The following is a 24,049-nucleotide window of genomic DNA, read 5'->3' on the forward strand; positions in this document are numbered from 1 at the left end:
CTCTTATGCTGCCACACCCGCGTTGCCAGCTGTGAGGTCACCCCAATGTAGAGCGTGCCGTTCCGTTTGCTGGCCAGGATGTAAACGCAGAACTGCTTGTCCATAGCGCCAAACGCGAAACTGGATTCCCGCTTTCGCGGGAATGACGGCCATAACACCGAACAGGATCAGGGTCGGCACCACGTTACCCACAAATTTGTCGCGCACCGGCTGCGGCGTGCTTGACCCTGGCAACGGCCCCGGTTATCACCGGCGCCGTTGGTCACCTCAGCCCATCTTCGGCTTCAGGCCCGGTTTGCCGTTGCGCGGCGAATCGTCATTTACGCTTTGGTGCCCGCGCTGGTGCTGGCTGCGGTTGTTTTGGGGCGTACTGTGGCGGCGGCGTCCACGCCGAACCCCACGGCGGCGCCGCCGAATGCGGCCACCGTGACAGTTCACGAGCTGCACGGCCTGGCGCGTAGCGCCTGGCCGGTAACTACCGGCGTGCCGTTCCCGCGCGGCCAGCTCCGTGATGCAACGACGCTGGCGGTGCGGCCCGCCGGTGGCACTGCGGTGGCGTTTCAATCCCGCGTGCTCAGCCGCTGGGATGACGGCAGCGTGCGCTGGCTACTGGCCGACTTCCCGGCCTCCGTCGGCGCACACGGGACGCAGGCCTACCACATCACCTCCGGTGGCGCGGCGGTGGCGGCGGCATCGGCGGCGGCGCGCGTGCAAGTACAGGAGCAGCCGGGCGCCATCGCGGTTGACACCGGACCGCTGCGCTTCAAGGTGCCGCGATCTCGCTTCGCCATATTGGAAGACGCGCAGCTAGACCGGCATTCGCTGCTGGCTGGGCCCGTCGGCGCGGCCTTGGCGAGCGGCGGCACCGGGCTGAGCGCACCGCGCCCGCCGCGCACCGTGCTCGTGCGCGACCGCGGCCCGGTGCGCGCCGAGATCGAGCTGCGAGGTGAGTTCGCTAACGGCTTCGACTACGTGGTGCGCTTGCACGCCTACGCCGGGCAGGCTTTTGTGCGCGTCCTGTTCACCTTTGTGGCCACCGGCCCGGAGCCCTTCACCCCGCTGCAACAGCTCGCGGTACAGGCGCCGCTGCCGCGTACAGAGAAGCGAACCTATCGCATCGGCGTCGAAGGGCAGCCCGCCATTACCGGCACCGCCTCCAAGGCCGGGCTGGCGCTGGTGCAAGAAGACAATCTCGGTTTCCGCCTCGATAAGCGTCTACGCAGCGGCAAGGCGGCAGGATGGCTGGAGGTCGAGAGCCCGGGCGGCGGCATCGCGATCTCAGCCCGTTTCTTCTGGCAGGAGTATGCCAAGGGCTTTCAGCTGCAGCCGGACGCTTTGGTCTACGACTTGTGGCCGCCCGAGGTGCCGCCGGCGTCGATCGGCGTGGGTGCTGCCAAGACGCACGAGTTTGCGGTGCTGTTCTTCGATCACACGCCGCCGGCCGGTTTCACTGCCGCGCTCGCGGCCCCGCTGGTGGTCACACTCGATCCGGCGGCGGTGGTAGCCTCGGGAGCACTGCCCAACGCGGCGGCGGCGAGCCCGGCCAGCAGCAGCTTTCTCCAGCGCCTCGGCGAGGCCTTGCCCCAGGTGTCCGCGCGCTCGGCGCGTGAGAAGTGGGACGAGGGCGCCGGCATCTACTGTCCGCCGCCGGCGCAAGAACGGCCGCGCACGGGCGCATTCGGCATGTTGAACTGGGGCGACTGGAATTTCCCCGGTTGGCACGACACCACCAAGGGCTGCGATTGCTGGGGCAATCTCGAATACGATTTCGCCCAGGTCGCAGCGCTCGGGTTCGTCGCAACCGGCAAGCCGGCATTCCACGAAGCCATGACCGTGGCCGCGCGCCATTTCATGGACGTAGACATCATCCACGCGCAGCCGAAAGAGCCGGCTTGGGTGGGGATGAATCATCCCAAGAACCCACTTCACTTCAACTTCGTGCGCAGCGGCGTCGATCTCGGCCACACCTGGACCGAGGGCCTGCTCTCCTTCTACTACCTCAGCGGCGACGAGCGCGCGCTCGAGGCCGCCCGCGGCATCGCCGACTATCTGGTGCGGCGTCTCGATACCACCATTTTGCGGGCCAACCCGCGGCAGTGGGGTTGGCCGCAGATCGCCCTGCTCGCGGTCTATCAGGCCACCGGCGACGCCCGTTACAAGAACGCGGCGCTGGGCTATGCCCGGCGGGGGGTGGCGGCGCACGGCCCGACTGTCAGTGGCGAGTGGAAACTGGGCGTGTTGGCCGACGCGCTCGCCGACACTCACGCTGCCACCGGGGATCCCGAGATCGAAAAGTGGCTGCGACAGTATGCGCGGGCGGTGATTGCTGAACTCGGCGGTGACGTGCGGCTCTACCCTGCGGTGGCATATGTTGCCCGGTTGACCGGCGATGCGCGCCTCGGCGCCTCGGCGCAACGCGCGGTGGCCCGGCTCGAGTTCGGGGCTTGGGCCAAGCCGTTCACCATCGCCGGCCGGACGGGGTTTCGTATCCTCTCGTTGCTACCCGCGGCCGGTGCGACGCCGAAGGGCGAAAGCGGCCGGCGGTAGCCCCGGTTGACCTACCACTTCGCGCCGTTCAGCACATGCACCGGGCGCTTGGCCTTGCGCTCGCGGCGCAGCAGCACGTAGAGCGCGCCCGCGCCGCCGTCACAGGGTCGGGCGCTGGCAAAGGCCAACAACAGCCGCGACCACTGGCCGCGCGCCAGCCAGCTCACCACCTTGCTCTTGAGCACCGGCACCTGGTCCTTCGAGTTGAGGCCGCGCCCGTGCACGATGAGGACGCAGCGCAAGCCGGCCTGGAAGGCGCGCAGGAGAAAGCGGGCGACTTCCGTGCGCGCCTCGGCGGCATTCAGGCCGTGCAAGTCGAGGTGCGCCTGGTAGGCAAACTCGCCGGCGCGCAAGCGACGCAGCAGGCGCGGATCAACGCCGCTGGCCAGGCCCTCGACGTGCTCATCGCTGTCCGAGATATCGAAGTGGCCGCTGCCGGCCACCAGTTCCGAGAGCTCGGCCAGCGCCTCGGCATCGTCGCTGACCACCGCTCGCGCCGTCGCGGCCGGCGGTGGCTGATCGATGCGAGCGCGCTGCGTCCGGTCAAGCGGCGCGACGCTCTTCATCTCGCGCCAGAATGCGCCGAGATCGTCCTCCGGGGGTGCGGCGGGCATGGCCGCGGGAGGTGGTGCCGGCGGCTTTTGCGGTGCCGGCGGGTTGGCCACCAGTTGGCGCAGCCGGCGGAAGGGCTGATGCGAGAAGGCCGCGGCGCCGGCTCGCGCCGGCGGTCCGCGCCGGTCACTACGTCGCCCCATGGGCTGGCCTCAGCTGCCGTTCACTCCAGCTGCGCGGGCTCGTCGACTTCTTCCGCTTCAGCAGTGTCGCGATGGACTTCATCACGAATGATGCGCTCGGTGGCTGCGGCGAGGTACTCGGTCAAGGCTTTGTTCAGCGCCTGAAACTCCGGCCACAGAACCGTGTGTACGAAGGAGTGCGGCGCCCGCAGCATGACCGTCGTGTAGCGCTGGCGCCTGTAACGGTAAGGATGCAGCTCGTAGCGCCGGCACAGCGCAACGAACAAGCGCCGCGCCCAGGAATCGGGGAAGGTGAACTTGGTTTCGATCGGCCGCTCGCTGCGCTGAGCTTGCGCCAGGCGCTCGCGGATGCGCTCCAGCGCGGCGGCCGCCGCCAAACGTTCCCCGTCGGTGCCGGCGCCGGCAAACAGGGCTTCGATTTTGCGCAGTTTGGCGCGTAATTGCTCATCGTCATCCATGCCGCGCTTTTGAACGGTTCGAGCCAGAGTGTCAATCGGGGAAATAATCGGGGCCGAATCGCATGCCGCGCGCGCTTACGGGCAGACGATCTCGACCGCGGAGCCGATCTGCTGGAACGGGGGCTGCAGCGGGTTCGGCTGCGGATCACCCGGCCGGGTGGTCTCACAATCCGTACACTGGACGTTCACCCATGCCGCATCGCGATTGCGCATCGCCGTGGCCCAGTCCTTGAGCGCCGGTGTGCCGCCGATGGTGTCGTCGTTGTAGACGGCCGCGTTGCTGCCCCAGCCGGTGTGCCGCGAGCCCCGCCCGATGTAGTAGCGATAATTTCCGGTGCTCACCGCCGCAGCGGTGTCCACTGCCTGTTGCAGCATTTCGTCGTGCCACTGGCAGGTCGAGTGCCACCAGTTGAGCCACTCGAAGACGTTACCGGGATTGAGCATGACGTTGTAAAAGCCGGTCTGGCCGCCGGTGCCGCCGTCGTAAGCCGTCGTATAATGCGCCCACGCGGTATTCGGGAAATAAGCCGCCACCAACTGAGTGTAGGCCGGGATGCCGGCGCCGCTAGCGATGGCATCGCGCAGGCCGGGGACGTAAGCGGGCACGTTGCCGGCGAAGTTCCACGATGGGAAGTTGTCGCGCATGAAGGCCGGCGTGATGACCCCGTTGCCGGCATCGCCGAGCACGCTGAACTTCGAATTGGGCCAGACCTGGTGCAGTAGCGGGGCGTTGAAGAAGGCGCCGTAGGCGCCCGCACTCGAGCCGGTCACGAAGACCTCGTCGGGGTTGACGAAGTGTTCGCGGGCCCACTTCTCGACCACGCGCGCGTTCTGGTAGCCGAAGTGGTTGACCCGCTCGAGCGCGCTGCCGTTGATGTAGTCCTGGTGGGTGTCGCCGAAGTGGATATCGCCGGTGCAGTACGAGATGAAGACCACGCTCCAATCCTTGAAGGGGTTGTCCGGATTGCCGAGATCGCCGAAGCCAGCCTGCTGGATGTTGGGGTTGTCGTCGCCGTTGGGGTCGACGCTTTGGTCGAAGGTGCCGATGTCGCAGGTGGTGTAATCCCAGCAGGCACCGCCGCCCTGGTAGTACATGACGAGCTTGTTCGCGCTGCCGCGCTTGGCGAAGAAGTAGTACGGCGTGTCGCGCGAGCAGAGCGGGGTAAAGGAGCGCCCTTGGTACAGCACCGTGCCTGCGGGTGCGATGGTGGTGAACTGGGTGTCGTCGACGTTGGGCGAGACGGTGGTGTTGGTGACTACATCGGCCACCAGCTCCTCGACCCTGCCCGTGAGCCGGCTGAGCGTCGCCAGCGTCGGGCAGTTTTGAGCGGTTGCCTTAGCGAAAGCCACGGCGAAGTTGTTGCGCGCCGTAGTTTGCCCGTTGTCGCGCCTGGTTGTACCCAATGACGGCCGGGCGATGTAGCCCGCCTCGGCGCTGAGCAAGGCCGCGCATTCGGCCGCGGCGGCGCCGAGCAGAGCCGCGCCGCACTTGGCGTGATAGCTGTTACCGGCGACATCGAGGCCGGCGTTCACGTCACTAACCACGGCGGCAACGGCGTCTTTGATCAGCGCATCGATCGCGGCCGCGGCGGCCGTCGTATCGGCGCAGTCGATGTTTTGCCTTGCCGCGTTGTCGTTGGCCCTGGTCCATGACGCCGCCAGTCTCTGGGATGAGCGCGCCAGAGCCAAGTCGCGGCTGGCGTCATTCTGGCTCCATTGCCATCCCCGCCAGGCGGTGAGCACGGCGCGGCAGAACAAGCTCGCCGCACTCTGCTTGGCGCTAACGCAAGTGTTGCCCGGGTAAGTGCGACTGTGCGCCGCGCCCGGCCGCAGCAGCAGCAACACGAGCGCAGCCGCCAGTGTCGAAAACCGAAACTTCGATCGCATACGGGAGCCTCCTGCGCGTTGGGTAACTCTAGAACCGGTCCGACAGCCAGAATACTGAGCGTTCGGGCGGAAGCAGCTGCTGGAAGAAATCCTGGTGTTCGATCTCCGCCCGCGTGCGGCCGAGCTTGCGCGCCAACTGCTCGGGCGACACCAACCGCCACATCCAGAACACATCCTCGACCAGACGGGTGGCGACCCCGCGCTGGCGCAGCAACTCCAGCACCTCGGGCTCGAACGCGAGCTGAACGAGGGTGCCGGTCCAGCCGGCCGCTTCGACCACGTGCAGGCGACAGACAAGGTCCGCTAGTGCCGGCGCGTGGCCGGGCAGGTAGCCGTGCTCCGTGACGACGTAGTAATCGTACAATGGCGTGGCGCGGGCGTAGGCGACGATAGGCTGACCGGCTTCGGTGCCGGCGCGGGCGACGAGGAAGTCCTCGGCCGGATTGCCCGCGTAACGTAGTTGGCCGAGCCAGTAGCGGCGGTCGCGCACCGTGGTGCCGGGGAGTTGCCCGCTGTACGCCTGGTAGAGTGCCATGATCGCGTCGAGATCGCGCTCGGGCACAAAGCGCTCGATGGCGTGGCGGCCGGAAATCAGCGGCTGCCCTGGGTCAATGAAATTGAAAAGCCGCCGGTGGCTGCACCAGCCCAAGCGGCTGTAAAAGTTAATGCGCACGGCGAAGAGCAGCGAAAGATCGAATTTCTTTTCCTCCATCGCTGCAATCGCTCGGGTCAACAGTCCTGAGGCCACGCGCTGTTCGCGATAGGCGGGAGCGGTGAAAACGTTGCCGACGCCACCAACTCGCAGCGTTGCGCCGTTCACGCGGATGTCCTTGGTGAACACTTGCAGGGTGCTAACCAAACGCTCGCCGTCAGCGGCAACGAAGCAGAGGTCGTCGCGAAACGCCGGGTCGTGGGCGAAGTAGCGGCCAAAGAAGTCGCGGCTGATCCACTGGTCGAGCAAGTCGAGCACGGCGCCGCGCTCGGGGGATGAAATCGTGCGCAGCGTCAAGGTCGTCTCCGTGCCCGGGTCAGCCATGGCCGCGCGAGTGTAGCGCCGAAAAACGGCATTGCAAACCGAGCCCGCTGTTGTCTTGCAATTTCGCGGGCGATGCTCCAACTTGCCGCGGTCATGGCCACCAAGCCGATCACCGAAGTTGTCAAGCTTGGCCGCGCCGGCCAGCTGATCCTATCGCGCCGAGTGCGCGCCGCCTTCGGGCTTCAGGAGGGAGACGAGTTGGTGCTGACGGTCGAGGACGAGCGGTTGGTGTTACGGCGCAAGGCCCGCCGCTTCGGCGAGTACTTGGGCAACCTCCCCCTCAAGTCGTGAGGACATCGCGGCTGCATGCTCGGGGCCGCCTTCGTTGCACCTGCCTGACGGTCGTCGTAGGGTACCGGCATGACCACGCTGATTGCCTTCGATCTGGACGGCGTGCTTTACAGCTCGGAACCGTTCATCGCCGACGCCTATCGCGAGGCGATGGCGGCAGTTAATGAAGAGCGGCCCGGTTCATTTGCGCGCGTGCCGAGCACGCGGGAGATTCTCGATCACGTCGGCTGGCCGGTAGCGACGATCTTGGCGCGGCTGTTTCCCGCCGTGGCTGGTGCGGCGGTGGATCGGCTCCAGGCGGCCACACTTGAAGTGATTTGCGGGCGCGTTGCCGCACGTGCCGGGGTGCTTTACGAGGGCGTGGCCGAAGGGCTGCGTGCACTGCATCAAGCTGGGCACCTGCTGGCCGTCGCCTCGAACGGCCGCCATCGCTATGTGGAGACGGTGCTTGCCACCTACGGTCTCAGCGAGCTGTTCGTGGCGCCGATAACGGCGGATCAAGTTGGCAGCAAGCCGGCGGTGCTTGGCGGCTACCTCGAGCGGCACCGTCTTAGCCCGGCGTACACGGTGATGGTGGGTGATCGCGCCAGCGATGTGGAGGCGGCGCGGGTGGTTGGGTGTCATTTCATCGGGTGCGACTACGGTCACGGGCATCGCCACGAGATCGAGGGTGCCGGCCCCACTGTCAGTCGATTCGGCGAGGTGCCGGCGGCGGTAGCCTATTTGCTGCACGCATGAGAATTCGCTTGGTGTGGGCGTAGCGGCGGGTTAAGATCGGACGCGATTCGGCCGAGGCATTGCCAGACGGGGTAACCAGCCAGCAACGCGAGAGATGTGCATGGGTCTGTGGGCGCGACTATTTCGCCTTCATCGGCCGGCCGAATCCGCGAGGACCGAGATTGAACCGGCGCCGCCCAAGCAGGTGGTCCGGCTGCCCCGCGAGCCCTTCGTCTTCGAATGCCGCGTGTGCGGTAAGATCTTCGATGCCCGCCGCAAGCGGCCGCTCTGCCCAGAGTGCGACAGCCGAGACGTCGAATTGCTGAGCGCGTGAACCGCCGCCGATGTATTCCCGTAGCCACGCCAACGGCGGTCAGGTTCCTGGCTATTGCTTGAGCAGATTGCGCGCGATGACAACGCGCTGGATCTGCGAGGTGCCTTCGTAGATCTGCAAGAGCTTGGCGTCCCGCATCAGCTTCTCAACGGGGTAGTCCTTCATATAGCCGTAGCCGCCGAAGACCTGCACGGCGTCGGTGGTGATCCGCATCGTGGCATCGGCACCGAAGGCCTTGGCGTAGCTCGAGACGATGGAGGCTGCGGCTCCCTGATCGATCATCCATGCCGCCTTGTAAGTCAGCAGGCGCATCGCTTCGAGTTCGATGGCCATGTCGGCAAGCATGAACTGGATGGCCTGGAAGTTAGCGATTGGCTGACCGAATTGCTTGCGTTCGAGCGCATATTTCGTCGCTTCGTCGAGTGCGCGCTGTGAGAGGCCAATGGCGATGGCACCGATCTCGGGCCGCGTGCGATCGAAGGTCTGCATGGCGATCTTGAAGCCCTGGTCCTCCGCCCCTACCAGCGCCCGGCGGGGTACTTTCACGTCTTCGAGCACGACCTCGGAGGTGTCGGCTGCTCGCTGGCCGAGTTTGTTGTGCATGCGGGTCTTGCGGATACCGGGGAGATCAGCCTCGACCACGAAGCAGGAAATGCCCGCGTGGCGTAGCTGCTTGTCCTTGGTGGCGAAGATCACGTACCAGTCCGCCACGCTCCCGTTCGAGATGAAGTGCTTGACCCCGTTGAGGACGTACTCGTCGCCCACACGGCGGTAGGTGGTCGAGATCCCTGCGACATCCGAGCCCGCCCCCGGCTCGGTGGTGCAGAAGGCCGCGTAGCTGCACTCGCGCGTCAACCGGCCGAGGTACTCTCGTTTCTGCTCGTCACTGCCGGCGACCAGCAAGGGCGTGGCGGCCAACCCATTGGCGGCCAGGGCGTTGGTGATGCCAGCGCAGCCGTAGTTGAGTTCTTCGAGGATCAAGATGGTATCGAGCACGCCCAGGCCCGGCCCGCCGTACTCGCGCGGTACTTCGAGGTTCATCAGGCCGAGTTCCCAGGCCTTCCGGCAAATGGCGTCGGGGAAGATCTCCTCCGCGTCATGCTTGGGGGCCAGCGGAATGATCTCCTCGCGGGCAAACTTACCAGCCAGCTCCTTGAGTTCGGCTTGTTCGGGGGTCAAATCGAAACCAAACATGGCCACTCCTCTCACGGTCGCGGTATTCGCCACACGGCAATATTCGTCCGTACCGATCCGCGACCCTTGTGTAGCCCGTTGCGGCACTTAAGGCCAGGGCGAACGCCATCCAGACGCGCAGGGGAGGTGGCATGCCAGGCGGCAATGCGTCTTTTTTGTTTGACAAACGGCCGCGTCCGATATTGATTTGGATACTAATCGCGGTGCCGGTTCTTCGGGGCCTTGGCGCGCTTGCGATAGTGAGGAGAAACGGGATGAATCGAAACCACTACGCGGTTGCACTGCTCTCGGCTTTGGTGGTCGTTGGGGGTACGTCCGCGCATGCGCTGACCGCGACACCGTCCCCCACTCCCACCCCCACCTATGTGTCAGAGCTTCCGGAGATTACCTTCCAGCCGAGTCAAGCGTTTTCCGTAGCACGGAACCCGGAGTTTATGGACGTGGCGGATTTCAACCGCGACGGGCTACCGGACATTGTGATTAGCTCGCCCACGTCGAAGAAGGTGTCGATTCTCCTTAGCGACGGCTTGGGGAGCTTCAGTACCGGGGTATCTGCGGGACCAGTCGGCAAGTACCTACGTTCGGTTGCCGCAGGTGACATAGACGGTGATGGGATCGTCGACGTCGCGGTGATCGACAACCTCGGGGACGACGTATTCATCTTCCTCGGCAATGGAGACGGTTCACTTAAGCCGCCGACGGCCCTGGCGACGAAGCGGATGCCCTGGGGGATCGCGATCGGCCAGCTTGACGGTCAGCCGGGAAACGATCTGGCCGTGACCAACCAGCTGGATAACACTGCGTCGATATTCTTCAACCGCAATACTGGGCATACCTCGTTTGCAGGCCCAAGCAATTTCCCCGTCAGCACAAAGCCAGGGCAGTTGATTTCCGGGGACTTCAACGACGACGGTTTCACGGATCTGGTGGCACTCAACACTGGTAACCTCGGCTCGAACGACGTAACCGAGTTGATCGGCAACGGGTCTGGTGGCTTCCAAAGCAAGGGCAACTTCCTGGTCAAGGAAGGGGCACGGCAAATGACGGTTGGCGACTTCAACGGGGACGGCTTTCCCGACATCGCCATCGTGAATGGTATCGCTTCGACGCACCAGGTCTTCACCAGTGCGTTCACCGTGCTGTTGTCGGACGGTCTGGGATTCTTTAGCCAGGCAGTCACCATCGATGTCGACTGCGCAGTTGTATTGACTGTTGATGTGTGCATGCCGAAGGCGATTGCCGCTGGAGATTTCGACCGCGACGGAAACGTGGACATTGCCGTGGGCGTCTCGTTAGCCAATGCCGTGTTCATTTACGCCGGCAATGGGGACGGAACCGCGGATTTTGTGGGCCAACCTGTGCCTCTCGCCGCCGTACCAAACTTCATGGTCGCAGCTGATTTTGATGACGATGGGCGACTGGACCTGGCCGTTTCCGAATCTGCGACCGGCTACACGCCCGCGAACGTGCAGCTCTTGCAAAACACTAGCCCCTTCCCCCCCACGCCGACACTTGCACCGTTTGTAACCCCCAGCGGCACGGTTCGTCCCCCGGTCACCCCGAGCAAGAACCAAGGGCAGATTTGCAGCGATGACGATGAATGCTTCACCGGTTTTTGCGAGCAGGAGCGCTGCTGCGATCGCGCGTGTAATGGACAGAGCGAACGCTGCGACGTCGATCCCAACCCGGGCACTTGCGTGACCGTTCCAACGCCGATGCCGTCACCGACCCCGAAGCCAACCGGCGGCGGCGGGGCTTTCGTCAGCCGCAGCGGCGGTTGTTCAGCCGACAACGGCAACGGCACCCCGCTCGGGGCCACGGCAGTACTGCTGGTGCCGGGAGCGCTATGGCTAGGGCGGCGCCGGATCCTGGTCCGGGCGTTGGCTCCGGCCCGCCGCCGTTTGCGTTAGTATGCTCGACAGCGCGGCCTCCCACTCCGACAATTGCTGGGAGGCCGCGCTCGCATCTTGCAATCGAAACACGAAGCCGTCGCGCTCGCCGCGGTCGCGTAGCCAGGCCGCCAGAATGGTGGTGCCGGCAACATCCGCGTCAGCCACGGGCGCATCAGCGTTTGCCTGAATGCACTCGCTCACACGTTGCGCGAGCGCCAGCAGGTCCTCGACGCCTTGCAGGGTTCGCCGCTCAATCAGCCGGCCGCTCACCACCAGATAGGCCAGCGCCGCGCCGCCGCGATGGTGCGGTTGCAGCACCAGAAAATTGTGCTGCGCAACTACCCAACCCAACGTTCGCTGGCGCTTGAGCAGCCGCTCCAGCTCTTCGAGGTCTCGCTGCGCCCTGGCCGCAGCTTCAAAACGCAGGGCCTCGGCATGGGCCGTGCGTTGTCGTGTGAGCTCGCCGCGCGCCCAGTGGGTTTGGGCGGGATCCCCGGCCAGCAGTCGCCGGAACGCTTCCACCTGTTCCCCATACTGGGCAGCCGCCACCCGGCTGGCACACGGCGCGGTGCAGGCGTCGGTCTGCCCCTGCAAGCAGGGCGTGGCTTCAGGATTCGGGCGTAGTCGTCCCGCACAGGTGCGCAACTTGAACAGGCGCGCCACCAACGCCATCGCCCGCAGCGCGGATTCGCGCGATCGGAACGGACCGAAGTATTGCCCGCCCCGCGCCGCTGCTCGGCAGGTGGCAAGTAAGCGCGGGAAGCGGGCATCGGCCGTCAGCTTGAGAAACGCGATCTGCGGCAGATGTTTGTGGAGACGATTGTACGGCGGTTGTTCGCTGCGAATCGCCTCGGCTTCGCGGAGCGCAGCTTCCAGTTCCGAGCCGGCGTGCTCGGTGTCGAGGCGGTGGATGTGGCGGATGAGATCGAGGGTCTTGTCGCTGTGGCCGTTGGCATTACTCAAGTACTGACTCACCCGCTGGCGGAGGTTCTTGGCCTTGCCGATGTAGAGCAGGCGGCCGTCTTCGCCATAGAAACGATACACCCCGGGCGCGGGGGCAAGGGCAGCAATGGCTTGGCGCGGTAGCGGACAGAAGAACACCCGGCCATCGCGAGCGTTCGCTTGCAGGGCGAGAGCCTGATCGAGCCGAGTGCTGCCGCGCGCGGCTAGCAGGTCCAGGAAGTGCAGCAGAATCTCGGCCGTGATCAGCGCGTCGCCGAGCGCCCGGTGGCGATCCACCAGCGCGATGCCGAAGTGCGCTGCCACCGCATCGAGACCGCGCCGGCGCAGCTGCGGCAGCAGCCGCCGCGCCAGCTGCAACGTGCACAGATGCGGCTGATGCAACGGGCGGCCCAACTGCGCCTGCGCCGCGGCGTTGAGAAACCCCAGATCGAAACGGGCGTTGTGTGCCACCAAGACGCGATCGCCGGCGAACTCCATGAACGCCGGCCACGCCTCGGCCAGCAGCGGCTGCCCCGCCAGCATCTCGCCGGTGATGCCGGTGAGATGCGTAATGAACCGGGGCAGCGACCGGGCAGGATTCACCAGGCAACTGAAACGCTCGGCCACGCGGGCGCCCTCGACCCGCACCGCGCCGATCTCGATGATCGAATCGCCCCGTTGCGGTGCGCCGCCGGTGGTTTCAACATCGACCACCACGAACGCGGTCTCCGCCAAAGACCGAGCCAGCGCCGCATGCACGGTTGCCACCCAACGTTGCTCCGCCCTGCAGAAGCTGAAGCGCGGGTCGCCGGCGAGCAAAGCTTGAACAAACCGTGGGCCGAACTCCCGATCGCCGCCGGGCTGAGTGAAGACGAGATCCAACAGCTCGCCGGTGGTGGCGCCGCCGGGGCGGGTGAGCAAGTAGCGATGCAGAGTCTCTCGCATCACCAACCTTCTAGCACCAGCCGCAGAAAACGAACAAGTGGCGAAAACGACCGCCGGCTACGCCGGCATCAGACGCAGCGGCAGACTGGTGACCGCCTGGAATACGATACTCGGGTGGAGCGGTAACGACTCGCTGCCGGTGCGCTCGAAGCTGCTCGTGGCCGACAGCAAGGCGCGCAGCGCCACCTGGGTTTCGAGCCGCGCGAGGTTGGCGCCCAAGCAGTAATGGACGCCGAAGCCGAAGGCGAGGTGCTGATTGTCCTGCCGGCTGAGGTTGAATTCCTCCGGGTCCGTAAATACTTCCTCGTCCCGGTTGGCAGAACCGAGCCAGTTGATCACAAACTGCCCGGCTTCGATCGTGTGGCCGTGCAGCTCCACCGGCCGGGTGGCGAGGCGCGGATCCATTTGCACGGGTGAGGCGTAACGCAGCACTTCCTCCACCGCGGCGGGCAGCAAGTCGAGGTTCGCCCGCAAGCGGGCCAACTCCTCGGGATGTGCCAGCAGTTCGAGGACCGCGTTGCCGATCAGCGTGGTGGTGGTCTCGTTGCCGGCCACCAACAGCAGCGTCAGCATCTGCAGCATCTCGTCGTGCGACAACCGCGAGCCTTCCAGCTCTGCCTGTACCAGCCCGGTGAGCAAGTCCTCGCGCGGGCAGCGCCGGCGTTCCTCGGCCAGGCTCGAGAAGTAAGCGCCCATCTCCGCCACCAGAGTGCGCAGGTGCTGCATCCGCTCCGCCGTCGGCGGAGCGAACAGTGCGTTGCCCAGGTTCTCTACCGCCGCGTCTGACCAGCGCTTGAACTGCTCGCGGTCCGCCGGCGGGATGCCGATGATCTCGGCGATGATGATGACCGGCAACGGGTAAGTGAGCGCTTGCACCAAGTCGACCTCGCGCTGCTCCAGTGCGTGGTTGACCAACTCGTTGGCGATCTCGTGCATGCGCGGTTCGAGGCGCCGAATGATGCGCGGCGTGAATGCCTGGTTGACCAAGCCGCGTAGCCGCGTGTGCGCCGGCGGATCTTGGCCGAGCATGCTGGGCGGCGGCAGGTCCTCCGCACTCACCCCGGGCGGGGGCGGAAACCGGTTCGACCAGGTCTTGGAATCCTTCAGAATCGTCTGGATGTCGCCGTAGCGAAAGACCGAGACCACGGGCAGCTCGGGATGCCGGTAGACCGGCTGCTCACACCGCGCCCGCGCATAAAGTGGGAAGGGGTCGCGGCGCGTTGCCGGATCGAACGGGTTGAAGGTGAACTCGGCGCTCATGGCTTACTCGGTTCGGTGACGGGCAGTGGCTGGTAGTACGGCCGGCCGCGCTCCCGCCACTCCGAGTACATGTCGAAGAAGGCCGGCCCCATAGCGTCGAGACCGCGGATCGGCAACGAACCGCGACGAATGGTGAAGTCATGTGGCGCCAACTCGCCCGCACGCGCGAAGTGCACTTCGGCTGCGGCCACTTGGTCGGCCTGGTGCAAATGCCAGCCGAGCACGAATTCCGCGCGTGCCAGTTGCTCCTCGGCCGTCGGCCGGGGCAGCAACCGCCGCACCTCGTCGGCGGCAAGCGCCAGTTCGCCCTGCTTCACCCACGCGCGCACAGCGTCCAGATGCGGTGCCGACTCGAGGCCGTGAAGGTCCTTGAACTGGTCGCTGCCAAACGCGACATCGTTTGGCCTTACGATCCGGCCACACTCATCGATCCAGACCACCGTCGGCACGTTGATCATGTCGTAGAGATCGGCCACGACGTGCTCGCTATCGATCAGGCTTGGATGTGTCGGTGCCGCCGCCTCGATGAACGGGCGCGCGTCTTCGGCGCTCTTGTCCAACGCCACCGTGATCACGGTGAAACCGCCGTCTCTGAGTTCCTGGTGCAGTGCCTGCCAGACCGGCAGGTCGTAGCGGCACCCTCACCAGGAGGCGTAGGCGACCAGGAGCACCTTCCGGCCGCGGTAGTCGGAAAGCGAATGTCGCGTGCCGCTCAGATCCGGCAGCGTGAAATCGGGTGCTTGCAGCGACGCGAGCTGCCCAGCTCGGTCGTCAGCCGAGACCCCGAGGCAGGCGACGCGAGCGTCGCCATCGACCGCCAGTGGCTGGCGCAGCAGCGCGGCGAAGCCGGCAAGGTCCACGCCCTCGGCCGTGAGCAATGTCGCCGCGTCAGTTACCGGAACACAACGCGTGCCCTTACAGAAACCCTGCGGCTGCCATTCCCAGCCGAGTGCAGCCTGCAAGGCGGCAGGGCGTAGTCGCAACCGCCCGTCACTCATGCTTGCTTGCACCTCGGCGGCCCGCCCTTCCACCAAGAGGGTCCATCGTTCCGCCATAGAGCTCTCCTTTGTCGCTAACCGGGCTAAGCGGGATACCGACCTAAGTCAATGGGGCGCGTGGCGTCAAAGTCGTGGCGCGACTGTCTGCGATGCCGCGGGTTGGCCGGGCTGGTCCGTACCGAAGATCTCCCGGCGCTCTAACCCGCGCGCGATCACGTGCTGGAACATATCTGGCGACGCCGGCCGAAGCGCAGTGCCGGTCATGATGTCGGGCGTTTTCTTTGCGCTGGTTCACTCCCGGCTGCCGGCATGCTACCCACTGTACATGGCGGAAAACGAATCGACGGCAACTCGGACGAGGGCGCACGCCCCGCAGCTGCTCGTACTGCTGGTGCTGATGCTGCTGCTGGCAGCGCCATTCGCACTCTACTTGGCGCAAAAGCGTCACAACGTCTTGTCGCTCGATATGGCCGCTCGCTTCCCCGAGAACCAACGGCTCACCGGCGGCGAGGTGTTCGCCACCACTATAGCGGAGATCATGGAGCACGAACTCAGCGGCGGCACCGGCTGGCGGCCGAATGATTTCATCCTCTGGAGTCCAAGGCTGTGGGCCGACAACAACGCCAACCGCCAGCTTGGTATCCTGCTAGCAGCACGCGAGAGCATGCGGGTGTTCAAAGACCACCTCACCAAGGTCTCCAGCAACGAGTACGATGCCAACCTGGTATTGGCCGACACCGCTCTACGAAACGATGCCTTCAAACTGTGGCTGCCGTCGGCAGAGAGCAAGTACAGCCAGGCGGTGCAGCGGCTGCGCATTTACGTTGACGGTTTGAAGGCCACACCGATGCGGTCGAAGCCGATCAATCAGCGCAACGCCGAGCTCATCCGGCTGGTGCAAGCGTGGACCGATCTGCTCGGCGACGCCCACGCCGCGCTTTACCGCCCCGACGGCCTGTGGCAGACCGACGACGATTTCTACCACGCTCAAGGCGTGGCCCACGTGATCTTTCACCTGGTGCAGGCCGTCGAGCGCGAGTATCGTCACGGGGAGGATACCAAGCCGATCATTCGCACGCTGCTCAACGAGGTGGCTGACGCTCTCGGCCAGGCGGCGGTGCTCAAACCGCTCGTCGTGTTCGACGGCAGCCCGAGCGGCCTGTTCGCCAACCATCGCCGCAACCTCGATGCCTTCGTCAATGAGGCGCGCCAGAAGCTCTATTCGGTGCGTGAGGAACTGGAGAAGTGAGCGCGGCCTAGCCCTGCTCGCCGTATAGCTGCGCCAGACGAGTGAAGGCCAGGTGCAGGTCCGCAGCCACCGTTTGCGCCCCCGGCGCTTGCCGGACTGCTTGCCACCACGGCGGGCGGGGCGTGCCGTCTTCGAGCAGCAGCAGCCGTCGCGCGGCGTGGGCGAACGGGGCCGCATAATCAGGCGGGCGCACGTCGCGGGCGAGCGCCCGCACCAGCGGATCGTGACGGGTGGTCTCGCTAGCCGGCGGCTCATCGGGAGCAGGGCTATCAAGCAGCGGGAAACGTGGCCCGGTAAAGTCGGGCTGCGCACCGCCACCAGCGAGGCCCGCCCCGGACAACAGCAGCGCGGCGGGAACAAGCTCGGGGCGCGTGCCCGCCAACAAGAGGGCGACGTACGCGCCCACCCCAGCACCCGCCAAAGCCGCGCGGCCGATTTGCGCCAAGGCCGCGTCGGCATCAGCGGCCAGCAACTCGGGGGTGTAGCCGCCGCCAGTGAGCCACTCGGAACGGCCATGGCCGCTGAAGTCGAGGGCGTAGATCGACCCGGCCCACACCGCCGGTGCCTCGCCCCAGCTGGCGCTCTCCTCGTACAGCCCGTGCAACAGCAACAAAGCCGGCCCGTCGCCGCGGCGGACTTGGTGCAGTTCGAGCGCGATGCGTCCGTGCCGAATACGCATCAGGACTCCAGGAAGTCGATAACCGCGGCGGCCGTCTCCACCGGCTTTTCCATGTGAACGAAATGCCCGGCGCCGGCGATGGTGCGCACTTGGAGGTCATTCACATGCGCCAGCCGCTCTGCCAGAAGCGCTTGCGGCAGCGGGCCCCAGGTGTCCGGCTCCGAGCCCACCAGGGCCAGCAAGGGCACGCGCAAGGCGGCGTAGCTCGGGCCGATCCATTCGGGCCGCCACGGGCCGAAGCCGTGACCCATGATCGGGTCATGTTTCCAGCGCCACCCGTCGCTGTCTGCGCGCGCACCGTGGAAGAGGAAGTAGCGCAGCCACTCGCGCGACAAGCGCGGGTTTTGTGCCCGCCGCCGTTCGACCAGCTCGTCGAGGCCGGCGTACGGCCGCCACGCTTTGTGCTGCGAGAACTTGCGGCGGCCATCGAGAAACTGGGCGAAGCGCGCCGGGGTCGGTTCTTCCTCCGGGCGCAACGGCAACGGTCCAAAGCCGTCGATATTGATCACCTTCATCACCAGCTCCGGCGCCGCGCAGGCGGCATCCGTCACTTGCCCACCGCCTTTGCTGTGGCCAAGCAGATGCGCGGGCCGGCCGAGCGAGCGCAAGACGTTGACGATGTCGAGGATATCGTTGGGCCAGGTGTAGGCGTCGGCCCAGCTCGAGTCGCCGTGGCCGCGGGCATCGATGGCGAGCACGTGAAATCGGCGCGCCAGCAGCGGTGCCAGCAGCGCGAAGCTACGCGCGTGATCCCACATGCCATGACACATCACCAGCGGTTGCGCTGCGGGATCACCCCAGGAGAGCGCATTGAGGCGCACCCCGGCCGAGTCGATGGTATGCGTGCGTTGCGGCGGCGCGACACCGGCGAAGTTCGGCTCGATCATGCTGAGCGGAGCATACGCGCCGGCGCGTCGATGGCAAGATCACCGGCACAATCGTGAGATGAAGCGGGCGAAGGCTCGCGGTTGAGAGCTGCGTGCCGGCTGCGCACACCGCTTGACGCCGATGCCGACGGCTGTGTATGGCGCAGCTCATGTGGAGGCGATGCTTCCACCTCTGATGGCCAACATGCCCAGCAACGCCGAGATTGCGCGTTCGATTTCCCTGCGTCCGATTGCGGATGTCGCCGCCCGCCTCGGGCTGCAGCCGGCCGATCTCTGCTTGTACGGCAACGAGGTCGCCAAGGTAGCGCCGGCGGTGTTGCAGCGGCCGCGGGTACGGCCGGGCGCCGCGCGCCTGGTTCTGGTATCGGCGATCACACCGACGCCGGCGGGCGAAGGCAAGACCACGACCAGCATCGGGCTGGCCGACGCCTTCAGCCGCTTGGGCGAATCAGTGTGCGTGGCCTTGCGCGAGCCCTCGCTGGGTCCGTGCATGGGCGTCAAGGGTGGCGCCACCGGCGGTGGCTACAGCCAGATCGCGCCGGCCGAGCGCATCAACTTGCACTTCACCGGCGATTTCCATGCCGTGACTTCGGCTCACAACCTGCTCGCCGCGCTGCTCGATAACCACATCTATTTCGGCAACCGCCTCGGCATCGATCCGCGCCGCGTCCTGTGGCGCCGCGTCATCGACATGAACGATCGCGCGCTGCGCAACGTCATTGTCGGCCTGGGCGGGCCGCAACAAGGGGTGCCGCGCGAGACCGGCTTCGATATCACCGCGGCCTCCGAAGTGATGGCCATGCTGTGCCTCGCCAGCGGCACCGACGACTTGCGCGTGCGTCTCGAGCGCACGCTGGTCGCGTTCACCCACGAGGGCCGGCCGGTAACCGCCGGCCAGCTGGCGGCCGCCGGCGCCATGCTGGCGCTGTTGCGCGAGGCCCTGCGCCCCAATCTGGTGCAGACGCTCGAGGGCACGCCGGCGCTGGTGCACGGCGGCCCGTTTGCCAACATCGCCCACGGTTGCAGCAGCGTGCTGGCCACGCGCCTGGCGCTGCATCTGGCGGACTGGGCGATCACCGAGGCCGGCTTCGGCTTCGATCTCGGCGCCGAGAAGTTCTTCGACATCAAGTGCGCCGGCGCCGGTCTCGATACCGCGGCGGTGGTGCTGGTAGCAACGATACGGGCGCTCAAGCTGCACGGCGGGGTGAAGCTGGCCGAGCTCGCCAACGCTGACGCCGGGGCGGTGGCGCGCGGGTTGCCCAACCTCGACAAGCACGTCGAGAACATCACCCACTTCGGCGAGAAGCCGGTGGTGGCGCTCAATCGCTTCGCCGGCGACAGCGAGCAAGAGATCGAGGTGGTACGCCGGCACTGCGCCGCGCGCGCCGTGCCGTTCGCCGTTGCCGATCACCATGCGCGCGGCGGCGCCGGCGCCATCGAGCTGGCGCGCACGGTGATGGCGCACGCGGAGCAGCGCAGCCAGCCGTTTCGCCCGCTGTACGATTGGGCGCAACCGGTGCTTGAAAAGATCCGCGCGGTCGCACAGAAGATGTATGGCGCACGTGATGTGCTGTTCACCAAGAGCGCGGAGCGTGACCTCGCCGACGTTGCCCGGCTGGGCTACGCGCGGTTACCCGTCTGCATCGCCAAGACGCAGAACTCGCTCTCCGATGATCCCAACCTGCGCGGGCGGCCGGCCGATTTCGACGTGACCGTGCGCGGCCTCCAGATCAACGCCGGCGCGGGCTTCCTGGTAGTCCTCACCGGCGACATCCTGCGCATGCCCGGCCTTCCCAAACAGCCGCTGGCGGAGTCAATCGATCTTCAAGGCGAGGATATCGTCGGCTTGGCGTAGCTGAGCGGCGTTGTGCTCACAGCACCAGCAGCGGAAAGTAACGCAAGCTCTCCAGCACCACGTCGGCGTCGCGGAAATCTTGATCGGCAGTCCAGCGATTGGGCACGGCGACGCAGAACATGCCGGCGTTGTGAGCGGCGCTGACGCCGGGGCCGGAATCCTCGATCGCGACACAGGCGGCCGGCGCTAGTCTCAGCCGCGCGGCGGCTAGCAGATACACGTCGGGGGCGGGCTTGCTCGCGCGCACTTCCGGATCTTCGCCCGACACCCGTACCGCAAGCACCTCGCCCAGCCCCAGGGCGGCCAGCAGCGCGTCAATGACCGCGCGCGTCGATGACGAGGCGAGCGCCAGCGGCAGCCCGGCGGCGTGCAGCTGGTGCGCCAGCGCCACCGCCTCCGCGATCGGCTCCACGCCGGCGGCGATCTCCTCCAATCGCGCCCGCGTGTGCGCCGCCAGCAACTCCGCCACCGGCACCGTGATCCCGCGCTGGGCACACCAAGCCGTCCATGAAGCCCGCTCGCCGATACCGATGAAGCTGCGGTATTCGGCTTCGCCGATCGACTGGCCGAAGCGCGCCAGCACCCGATTGGTGGCGCGGAAATGGATCGGCTCGGAATCGACCAGCACGCCGTCGAGATCGAACACCACCGCGCCAACGTTGCGTTCACGTTCCAAGCGGCGGCGAGCATTGGGCATGCGCCCTTGTACGAAGCGCGCCCGCTCGGTTCAAGCACAGGCTGTTCCGGGATAGGCTCCAGGCTTCAAGTCGGGATTCTCACTTGCGGTTTGCAGGTTCGGCCGTGCCATAGGTTCATCGGACGTTTCGTCATCGAGGAGCTACTTGGGAGCCAGCGAGTCAGCCAGTGCGCGCGCCTGACGAAGCGCCTCTAAGGCCCCCTGGCGCTCGAAGACCTCGAGCGCTTGGGTGGCGCGCGCCCGTGCCGCCTCGCGCTCGCCGCGATGCGCGTGGAGCAGCGCCAGCTCGAACATCGCCGAGCCCGAGTAGCCGGCGAGCCGGTGCAGCGGATGATCCGCGGTGCGCTCGAGGAGTGCGCGCGCCTTGCGCCGGGCCGGCAACACGTGGCGGATGATGAAGCCGGGGTTGCGCAGCAGCACCGAGAGGTCGGCACGACCCTCGCGGCGCGCAATCCGCGCGTACACGATACCCAGGATGTTGGTGGCCACGACCTCGACCCAGGGGCAGCTCGGCTGGCGGCGCGCCGCCTCGATGATGCTGATTCCTCGCGACGGCTCGCCAAGGCTCATCACCGCGGGCCCCGTCGCAAGCCGGATGATCGTCGAGATAATATTCTGGGAGAGCTGGTCCGCGGCCGGAAGCACCTCCTGCGCGAGCCGCACGAGTTCCTCCGAGCACTGCGCCGTCCCAAGCGCCGAGGCCAGGTACACGGCCGACAAGTGCCGATACGCCGGGTCCAAAGATGCTTCGAGAGCGGCCTTCCCGGACTCGATCGCGCGTTCATGCTCGAAGGCGGCCGAGTGACAGATCGCCAGGGAGGCGTGGCCGAGGACCGCCGCGCGCGAGTTGCCCGTCCGTGCGGCGATCGCGAGGAGATCCTCGGCGGCGAGCCGTGCACGCTTCAGGTCACCAGTCATCGCCGCGGCCATCACGATGGCCCCCAGAGGTTTGAAGACGACGTACGGCTCGTCCGGAAACTGCTGCCCCAGAATCATGGCACGTTCGCCGGCTGCAATGGCCTCTGACGGGCGCGCCAGCAAGGCGAGGGTCCACGCGCGCCAGGTCTCGGCGTAGGCGAGGACGTGCGCACTCCCTGCCTTCTCGCCAAGCTGAGCGGCGCGGTCGAGGTGCTCGATCGAGGCCGGGTATTCCTCGTGCCAGTAGAGCATGTGACCGGTCCAGCCCAGATATAGACCTAGAAGCTCGGGGTCCCCGACACCCTCGGCTACCTTCAAATTCGCCTCGAGCAGCAACCGCCAGGCCCTGCAGTCACCTTGGTAGTAGTGGACCAGCGACCAGTCGTTGAGGAGCTCAACCAGCGCGCGGTCCTCTGCCGGCGTGCGCTCTCGTTCGCTGAGTAGTGCGTATGCGTTGCGGTAGTGAGTGGCGGCGTCTTCGATCGCGTAGCGTGCCACGCACTTCTTGCCGGACTCGCGGAGGTAGTGGACGGCCTTGTCGACGACGCCGGCGTGCAGAAAGTGATACGCCAGCGTCTCGACGAACTCCGGCATCCGGTCCGCGAAAATCCGCTCCATCGCGAAGGCGGCGCGCTGGTGCAGTGCCTGGCGCTCGCTCTTGAGCAGACCGTCGTAAGCGACCTCCTGGGTGAGCGCATGCTTGAAGATGTACTCGACATCGGCCGCGCCGCTGCGGGCGCGGATCAAGTCTGCCGCTTCGAGCTGCGCCAGACTGGGCTGCAGCCCGTCGGCCTCGTCGTCGGCTTCGCCGGTCACCTGGGCCACGACGGAATACAGAAACTCGCGGCCGATGACGGCGGCGTTGCGCAGCACGCGCCGCCGGGGCTCGTCGAGCCGGTCGATGCGCGCGGCAATCACGCCGCGGATAGTCGTAGGCACTACCGCTTCGGAGAGCGCTCCGGCGATCTTCCACGTCCCATTGCGTGTGAGAACGTGGGTTTCTACCAGAGAGTTGACGACCTCTTCGACGTAGAACGGGTTGCCGTCCGAGCGCTCCTCAATGAATCGGGTGAGCGCGTCCGGAGGCTCGCTGCCGAGCAACGACTGGAGTAGCTCGCGCGTCTGGCGCGACGACAGCTCGCGCAGTTCGAGGACGCGTGTCCCCGGACCGGGGGCGTAGCCCGGACGATAGTTGCAGATGAGCACTGCGGGGACCTTGAAATCCGTGGTCAAGCCGCGCACCAGCGTCACCGTCGACGTGTCCGCCCAGTGCAAGTCCTGGAGACAGATCACGGTGGGTCCCCGGCAAGCGAGGGCGGCGAGGAGGCGGCGGACGGCGTCGAAGAGCAAGCGCTGGAACGCCTCGCGGTCGATCACTGGGCCGTCGGCCAGCTCGATGTTGTAGAGCCGCGCGATGACCGGCAGCACCTCGCGCGAGGATTCGACCAGCGCACTCACGCCGGCCTCGACCTTCAGGCGTACCGCCGCCGGTTTGTCGTTCTCGTCGATCCCCCAGCTCCGGTTCAGCAGGTCGATCACCGGAAAGTAGGGAATGTTCTCCGCGTACGGGTAGGCGCGCCCTTCGATCCATTGGATGTCGTTGCCGACGCGGGCGCGAAACTCCTCCACCAACCTCGTCTTGCCCGTACCTGCCTCGCCGCAGATGGCGATCACCGCCGGCCTGCCGTCGCGCATCTGCTCTGCTGCACCCAAGAGGACACCGATCTCCTCTTGCCTCCCGACGAAGGCGCCGCGGAAACGGGCAGACGCTGCGGCCCTCGATGAAGCTCCGACCACACGCGCGACCGCTACCGGTTCTGCCTTGCCTTTCACCTCCCGCTGGCCGAGATCCTGCAGCTCGAAGGCGCTAGCGACGAGCTTGCGCGTCTCCGGGCCGATCCAGATCTCGCCTTCCCCGGCGAGGCTCATGAGACGTGCCGCCAGGTTGATGGTGTCGCCCAGCGGGCCAGCGGTGCCGTGGTCGAACTTGAGCTCGCCGGTGACCACCAGGCCGGTATTGACGCCAGTGTGCAGAGCGATTGGCCCGCCGGTGCGCTTCTCCACCTCCGGGCTGAGCGCCTCCACGGCCTCATGCAGCTCCAATGCGGCGCGCACGGCACGCTCCGGGTCGTCCTCGTGCGCCGCCGGCACGCCGAAGATTGCCATGATCGCATCGCCGATGAACTTCTCGATGTGACCGCCGTAGCGCCCGACGATCTCGGCAGCGCGCCCGAAGATGCGGCCCATGATCTCGCGCGTCTCCTCGGGATCGAGCTTTTCGGACAGCGCCGTATAGCCGGTCAGGTCGGAGAACAAGACCGTGACCTGTTTGCGCTCCGCCTCGGCCGCCGGCGGTGACGCGGCGCCGCCCTTGAGAGCAGCGCCGCACTGGTTGCAGAAGCGTGCCGCCGGCGCGTTGCCGCAGCCGCACGCGGGGCATTGTCCTTCGCTGAGCGTCTCTGAACTCATACTGCCTCCCGCGACGACTCTTAGGTCAGGCCACAGCCG

General features: G+C 66.3%; 20 protein-coding genes. 6 read left to right on the forward strand and 14 right to left on the reverse strand.

The window, feature by feature from the left end; genetic code table 11:
• Positions 1–104, reverse strand: a 104-nt coding sequence (locus HY699_23100) for a GIY-YIG nuclease family protein (protein MBI4518694.1), incomplete at its 3' end; no start/stop codon positions are given.
• Positions 105–426: 322 nt separating this feature from the next.
• Between HY699_23100 and HY699_23105 the strand changes: the two genes are divergently transcribed.
• The gene (locus HY699_23105) at positions 427–2,547 is read left to right on the forward strand and encodes a hypothetical protein (GenBank protein MBI4518695.1); all 2,121 of its coding nucleotides are present in this window, start codon (positions 427–429) and stop codon (positions 2,545–2,547) included.
• Between the two features lie 11 nt (positions 2,548–2,558).
• Here the strand turns inward: HY699_23105 and HY699_23110 are convergent, their stop codons facing one another.
• The 4 genes from HY699_23110 to HY699_23125 form a co-directional block, all read right to left on the reverse strand.
• Positions 2,559–3,302 (reverse strand): Smr/MutS family protein, encoded by a 744-nt coding sequence (locus tag HY699_23110; protein ID MBI4518696.1) that lies wholly within the window; start codon positions 3,300–3,302, stop codon positions 2,559–2,561.
• Between the two features lie 20 nt (positions 3,303–3,322).
• On the reverse strand, positions 3,323–3,760 hold the full coding sequence (locus HY699_23115) for a hypothetical protein (GenBank protein ID MBI4518697.1): 438 nt from the start codon (positions 3,758–3,760) through the stop codon (positions 3,323–3,325).
• Positions 3,761–3,835: 75 nt separating this feature from the next.
• Positions 3,836–5,647 carry a hypothetical protein gene (locus tag HY699_23120; GenBank protein MBI4518698.1) on the reverse strand — a complete coding sequence of 604 codons (1,812 nt, stop codon included), beginning with the start codon at positions 5,645–5,647 and terminating at the stop codon, positions 3,836–3,838.
• Positions 5,648–5,675: 28 nt separating this feature from the next.
• The gene (locus HY699_23125) at positions 5,676–6,656 is read right to left on the reverse strand and encodes a GNAT family N-acetyltransferase (GenBank protein MBI4518699.1); all 981 of its coding nucleotides are present in this window, start codon (positions 6,654–6,656) and stop codon (positions 5,676–5,678) included.
• Between the two features lie 120 nt (positions 6,657–6,776).
• On the opposite strand from HY699_23125, the gene HY699_23130 reads away from it, so the two are divergent.
• Positions 6,777–6,974, forward strand: coding sequence for an AbrB/MazE/SpoVT family DNA-binding domain-containing protein (locus HY699_23130; protein MBI4518700.1), 198 nt, complete (start codon positions 6,777–6,779; stop codon positions 6,972–6,974).
• A gap of 69 nt (positions 6,975–7,043) precedes the next feature.
• Positions 7,044–7,712, forward strand: coding sequence for an HAD family hydrolase (locus HY699_23135; protein MBI4518701.1), 669 nt, complete (start codon positions 7,044–7,046; stop codon positions 7,710–7,712).
• A 364-nt stretch (positions 7,713–8,076) separates the two neighbouring features.
• Here the strand turns inward: HY699_23135 and HY699_23140 are convergent, their stop codons facing one another.
• A complete protein-coding gene (locus tag HY699_23140) occupies positions 8,077–9,219 on the reverse strand; it encodes an acyl-CoA dehydrogenase family protein (protein ID MBI4518702.1) in 1,143 nt (380 codons plus the stop codon).
• A gap of 254 nt (positions 9,220–9,473) precedes the next feature.
• Here HY699_23140 and HY699_23145 point away from each other — a divergent pair, with 254 nt between their 5' ends.
• On the forward strand, positions 9,474–11,129 hold the full coding sequence (locus HY699_23145; GenBank protein ID MBI4518703.1) for a VCBS repeat-containing protein: 1,656 nt from the start codon (positions 9,474–9,476) through the stop codon (positions 11,127–11,129).
• Here HY699_23145 and HY699_23150 read toward each other — a convergent pair.
• Genes HY699_23150 through HY699_23165 form a run of 4 tightly spaced genes read right to left on the reverse strand, consistent with a single transcriptional unit; the run spans position 11,070 to position 15,313 of the window.
• The gene (locus HY699_23150; GenBank protein MBI4518704.1) at positions 11,070–12,998 is read right to left on the reverse strand and encodes a GIY-YIG nuclease family protein; all 1,929 of its coding nucleotides are present in this window, start codon (positions 12,996–12,998) and stop codon (positions 11,070–11,072) included. The genes HY699_23145 and HY699_23150 overlap by 60 nt on opposite strands.
• Before the next feature lie 57 nt (positions 12,999–13,055).
• Entirely contained in the window at positions 13,056–14,258 is a 1,203-nt protein-coding gene (locus tag HY699_23155) for a cytochrome P450 (GenBank protein MBI4518705.1), read from the reverse strand.
• Positions 14,255–14,884 carry a TlpA family protein disulfide reductase gene (locus HY699_23160; protein MBI4518706.1) on the reverse strand — a complete coding sequence of 210 codons (630 nt, stop codon included), beginning with the start codon at positions 14,882–14,884 and terminating at the stop codon, positions 14,255–14,257. The genes HY699_23155 and HY699_23160 overlap by 4 nt, the downstream gene beginning before the upstream one ends.
• A gap of 15 nt (positions 14,885–14,899) precedes the next feature.
• Positions 14,900–15,313, reverse strand: coding sequence for a redoxin domain-containing protein (locus HY699_23165; GenBank protein MBI4518707.1), 414 nt, complete (start codon positions 15,311–15,313; stop codon positions 14,900–14,902).
• 205 nt (positions 15,314–15,518) lie between these two features.
• On the opposite strand from HY699_23165, the gene HY699_23170 reads away from it, so the two are divergent.
• Complete coding sequence (locus HY699_23170; protein ID MBI4518708.1) at positions 15,519–16,505, forward strand: DUF2333 family protein; 987 nt, start codon at positions 15,519–15,521, stop codon at positions 16,503–16,505.
• A gap of 7 nt (positions 16,506–16,512) precedes the next feature.
• Here HY699_23170 and HY699_23175 read toward each other — a convergent pair whose 3' ends face one another.
• Both HY699_23175 and HY699_23180 read right to left on the reverse strand, forming a co-directional pair.
• Positions 16,513–17,184, reverse strand: coding sequence for an alpha/beta hydrolase (locus HY699_23175; protein MBI4518709.1), 672 nt, complete (start codon positions 17,182–17,184; stop codon positions 16,513–16,515).
• Positions 17,184–18,071 (reverse strand): alpha/beta hydrolase, encoded by an 888-nt coding sequence (locus tag HY699_23180; GenBank protein ID MBI4518710.1) that lies wholly within the window; start codon positions 18,069–18,071, stop codon positions 17,184–17,186. The genes HY699_23175 and HY699_23180 overlap by 1 nt, the downstream gene beginning before the upstream one ends.
• Positions 18,072–18,255: 184 nt before the next feature.
• Between HY699_23180 and HY699_23185 the strand changes: the two genes are divergently transcribed.
• On the forward strand, positions 18,256–19,926 hold the full coding sequence (locus tag HY699_23185; protein ID MBI4518711.1) for a formate--tetrahydrofolate ligase: 1,671 nt from the start codon (positions 18,256–18,258) through the stop codon (positions 19,924–19,926).
• Between the two features lie 16 nt (positions 19,927–19,942).
• On the opposite strand, the gene HY699_23190 is transcribed toward HY699_23185, so the two are convergent.
• Entirely contained in the window at positions 19,943–20,623 is a 681-nt protein-coding gene (locus HY699_23190) for an HAD family phosphatase (GenBank protein ID MBI4518712.1), read from the reverse strand.
• A gap of 141 nt (positions 20,624–20,764) precedes the next feature.
• Positions 20,765–24,010: an AAA family ATPase gene (locus HY699_23195; protein MBI4518713.1), complete on the reverse strand. Its 3,246-nt coding sequence runs from the start codon at positions 24,008–24,010 to the stop codon at positions 20,765–20,767.
• Between the last annotated feature and the right edge of the window lie 39 nt (positions 24,011–24,049).

It is taken from the genome of Deltaproteobacteria bacterium (assembly GCA_016210005.1).
Taxonomy (GTDB): domain Bacteria; phylum Desulfobacterota; class Binatia; order HRBIN30; family JACQVA1; genus JACQVA1.

Excerpts from the sequence above, each read along its gene's own strand:
- HY699_23110 (MBI4518696.1), bottom strand. The coding sequence starts at position 3,302 with ATGGGGCGACGTAGTGACCGGCGCGGACCGCCGGCGCGAGCCGGCGCC.
- HY699_23115 (MBI4518697.1), bottom strand. The coding sequence starts at position 3,760 with ATGGATGACGATGAGCAATTACGCGCCAAACTGCGCAAAATCGAAGCC.
- HY699_23120 (MBI4518698.1), bottom strand. The coding sequence starts at position 5,647 with ATGCGATCGAAGTTTCGGTTTTCGACACTGGCGGCTGCGCTCGTGTTG.
- HY699_23130 (MBI4518700.1), top strand. The coding sequence starts at position 6,777 with ATGGCCACCAAGCCGATCACCGAAGTTGTCAAGCTTGGCCGCGCCGGC.
- HY699_23135 (MBI4518701.1), top strand. The coding sequence starts at position 7,044 with ATGACCACGCTGATTGCCTTCGATCTGGACGGCGTGCTTTACAGCTCG.
- HY699_23140 (MBI4518702.1), bottom strand. The coding sequence starts at position 9,219 with ATGTTTGGTTTCGATTTGACCCCCGAACAAGCCGAACTCAAGGAGCTG.
- HY699_23145 (MBI4518703.1), top strand. The coding sequence starts at position 9,474 with ATGAATCGAAACCACTACGCGGTTGCACTGCTCTCGGCTTTGGTGGTC.
- HY699_23150 (MBI4518704.1), bottom strand. The coding sequence starts at position 12,998 with ATGCGAGAGACTCTGCATCGCTACTTGCTCACCCGCCCCGGCGGCGCC.
- HY699_23155 (MBI4518705.1), bottom strand. The coding sequence starts at position 14,258 with ATGAGCGCCGAGTTCACCTTCAACCCGTTCGATCCGGCAACGCGCCGC.
- HY699_23165 (MBI4518707.1), bottom strand. The coding sequence starts at position 15,313 with ATGGCGGAACGATGGACCCTCTTGGTGGAAGGGCGGGCCGCCGAGGTG.
- HY699_23170 (MBI4518708.1), top strand. The coding sequence starts at position 15,519 with ATGATGTCGGGCGTTTTCTTTGCGCTGGTTCACTCCCGGCTGCCGGCA.
- HY699_23175 (MBI4518709.1), bottom strand. The coding sequence starts at position 17,184 with ATGCGTATTCGGCACGGACGCATCGCGCTCGAACTGCACCAAGTCCGC.
- HY699_23180 (MBI4518710.1), bottom strand. The coding sequence starts at position 18,071 with ATGATCGAGCCGAACTTCGCCGGTGTCGCGCCGCCGCAACGCACGCAT.
- HY699_23185 (MBI4518711.1), top strand. The coding sequence starts at position 18,256 with ATGCCCAGCAACGCCGAGATTGCGCGTTCGATTTCCCTGCGTCCGATT.
- HY699_23190 (MBI4518712.1), bottom strand. The coding sequence starts at position 20,623 with ATGCCCAATGCTCGCCGCCGCTTGGAACGTGAACGCAACGTTGGCGCG.
- HY699_23195 (MBI4518713.1), bottom strand. The coding sequence starts at position 24,010 with ATGAGTTCAGAGACGCTCAGCGAAGGACAATGCCCCGCGTGCGGCTGC.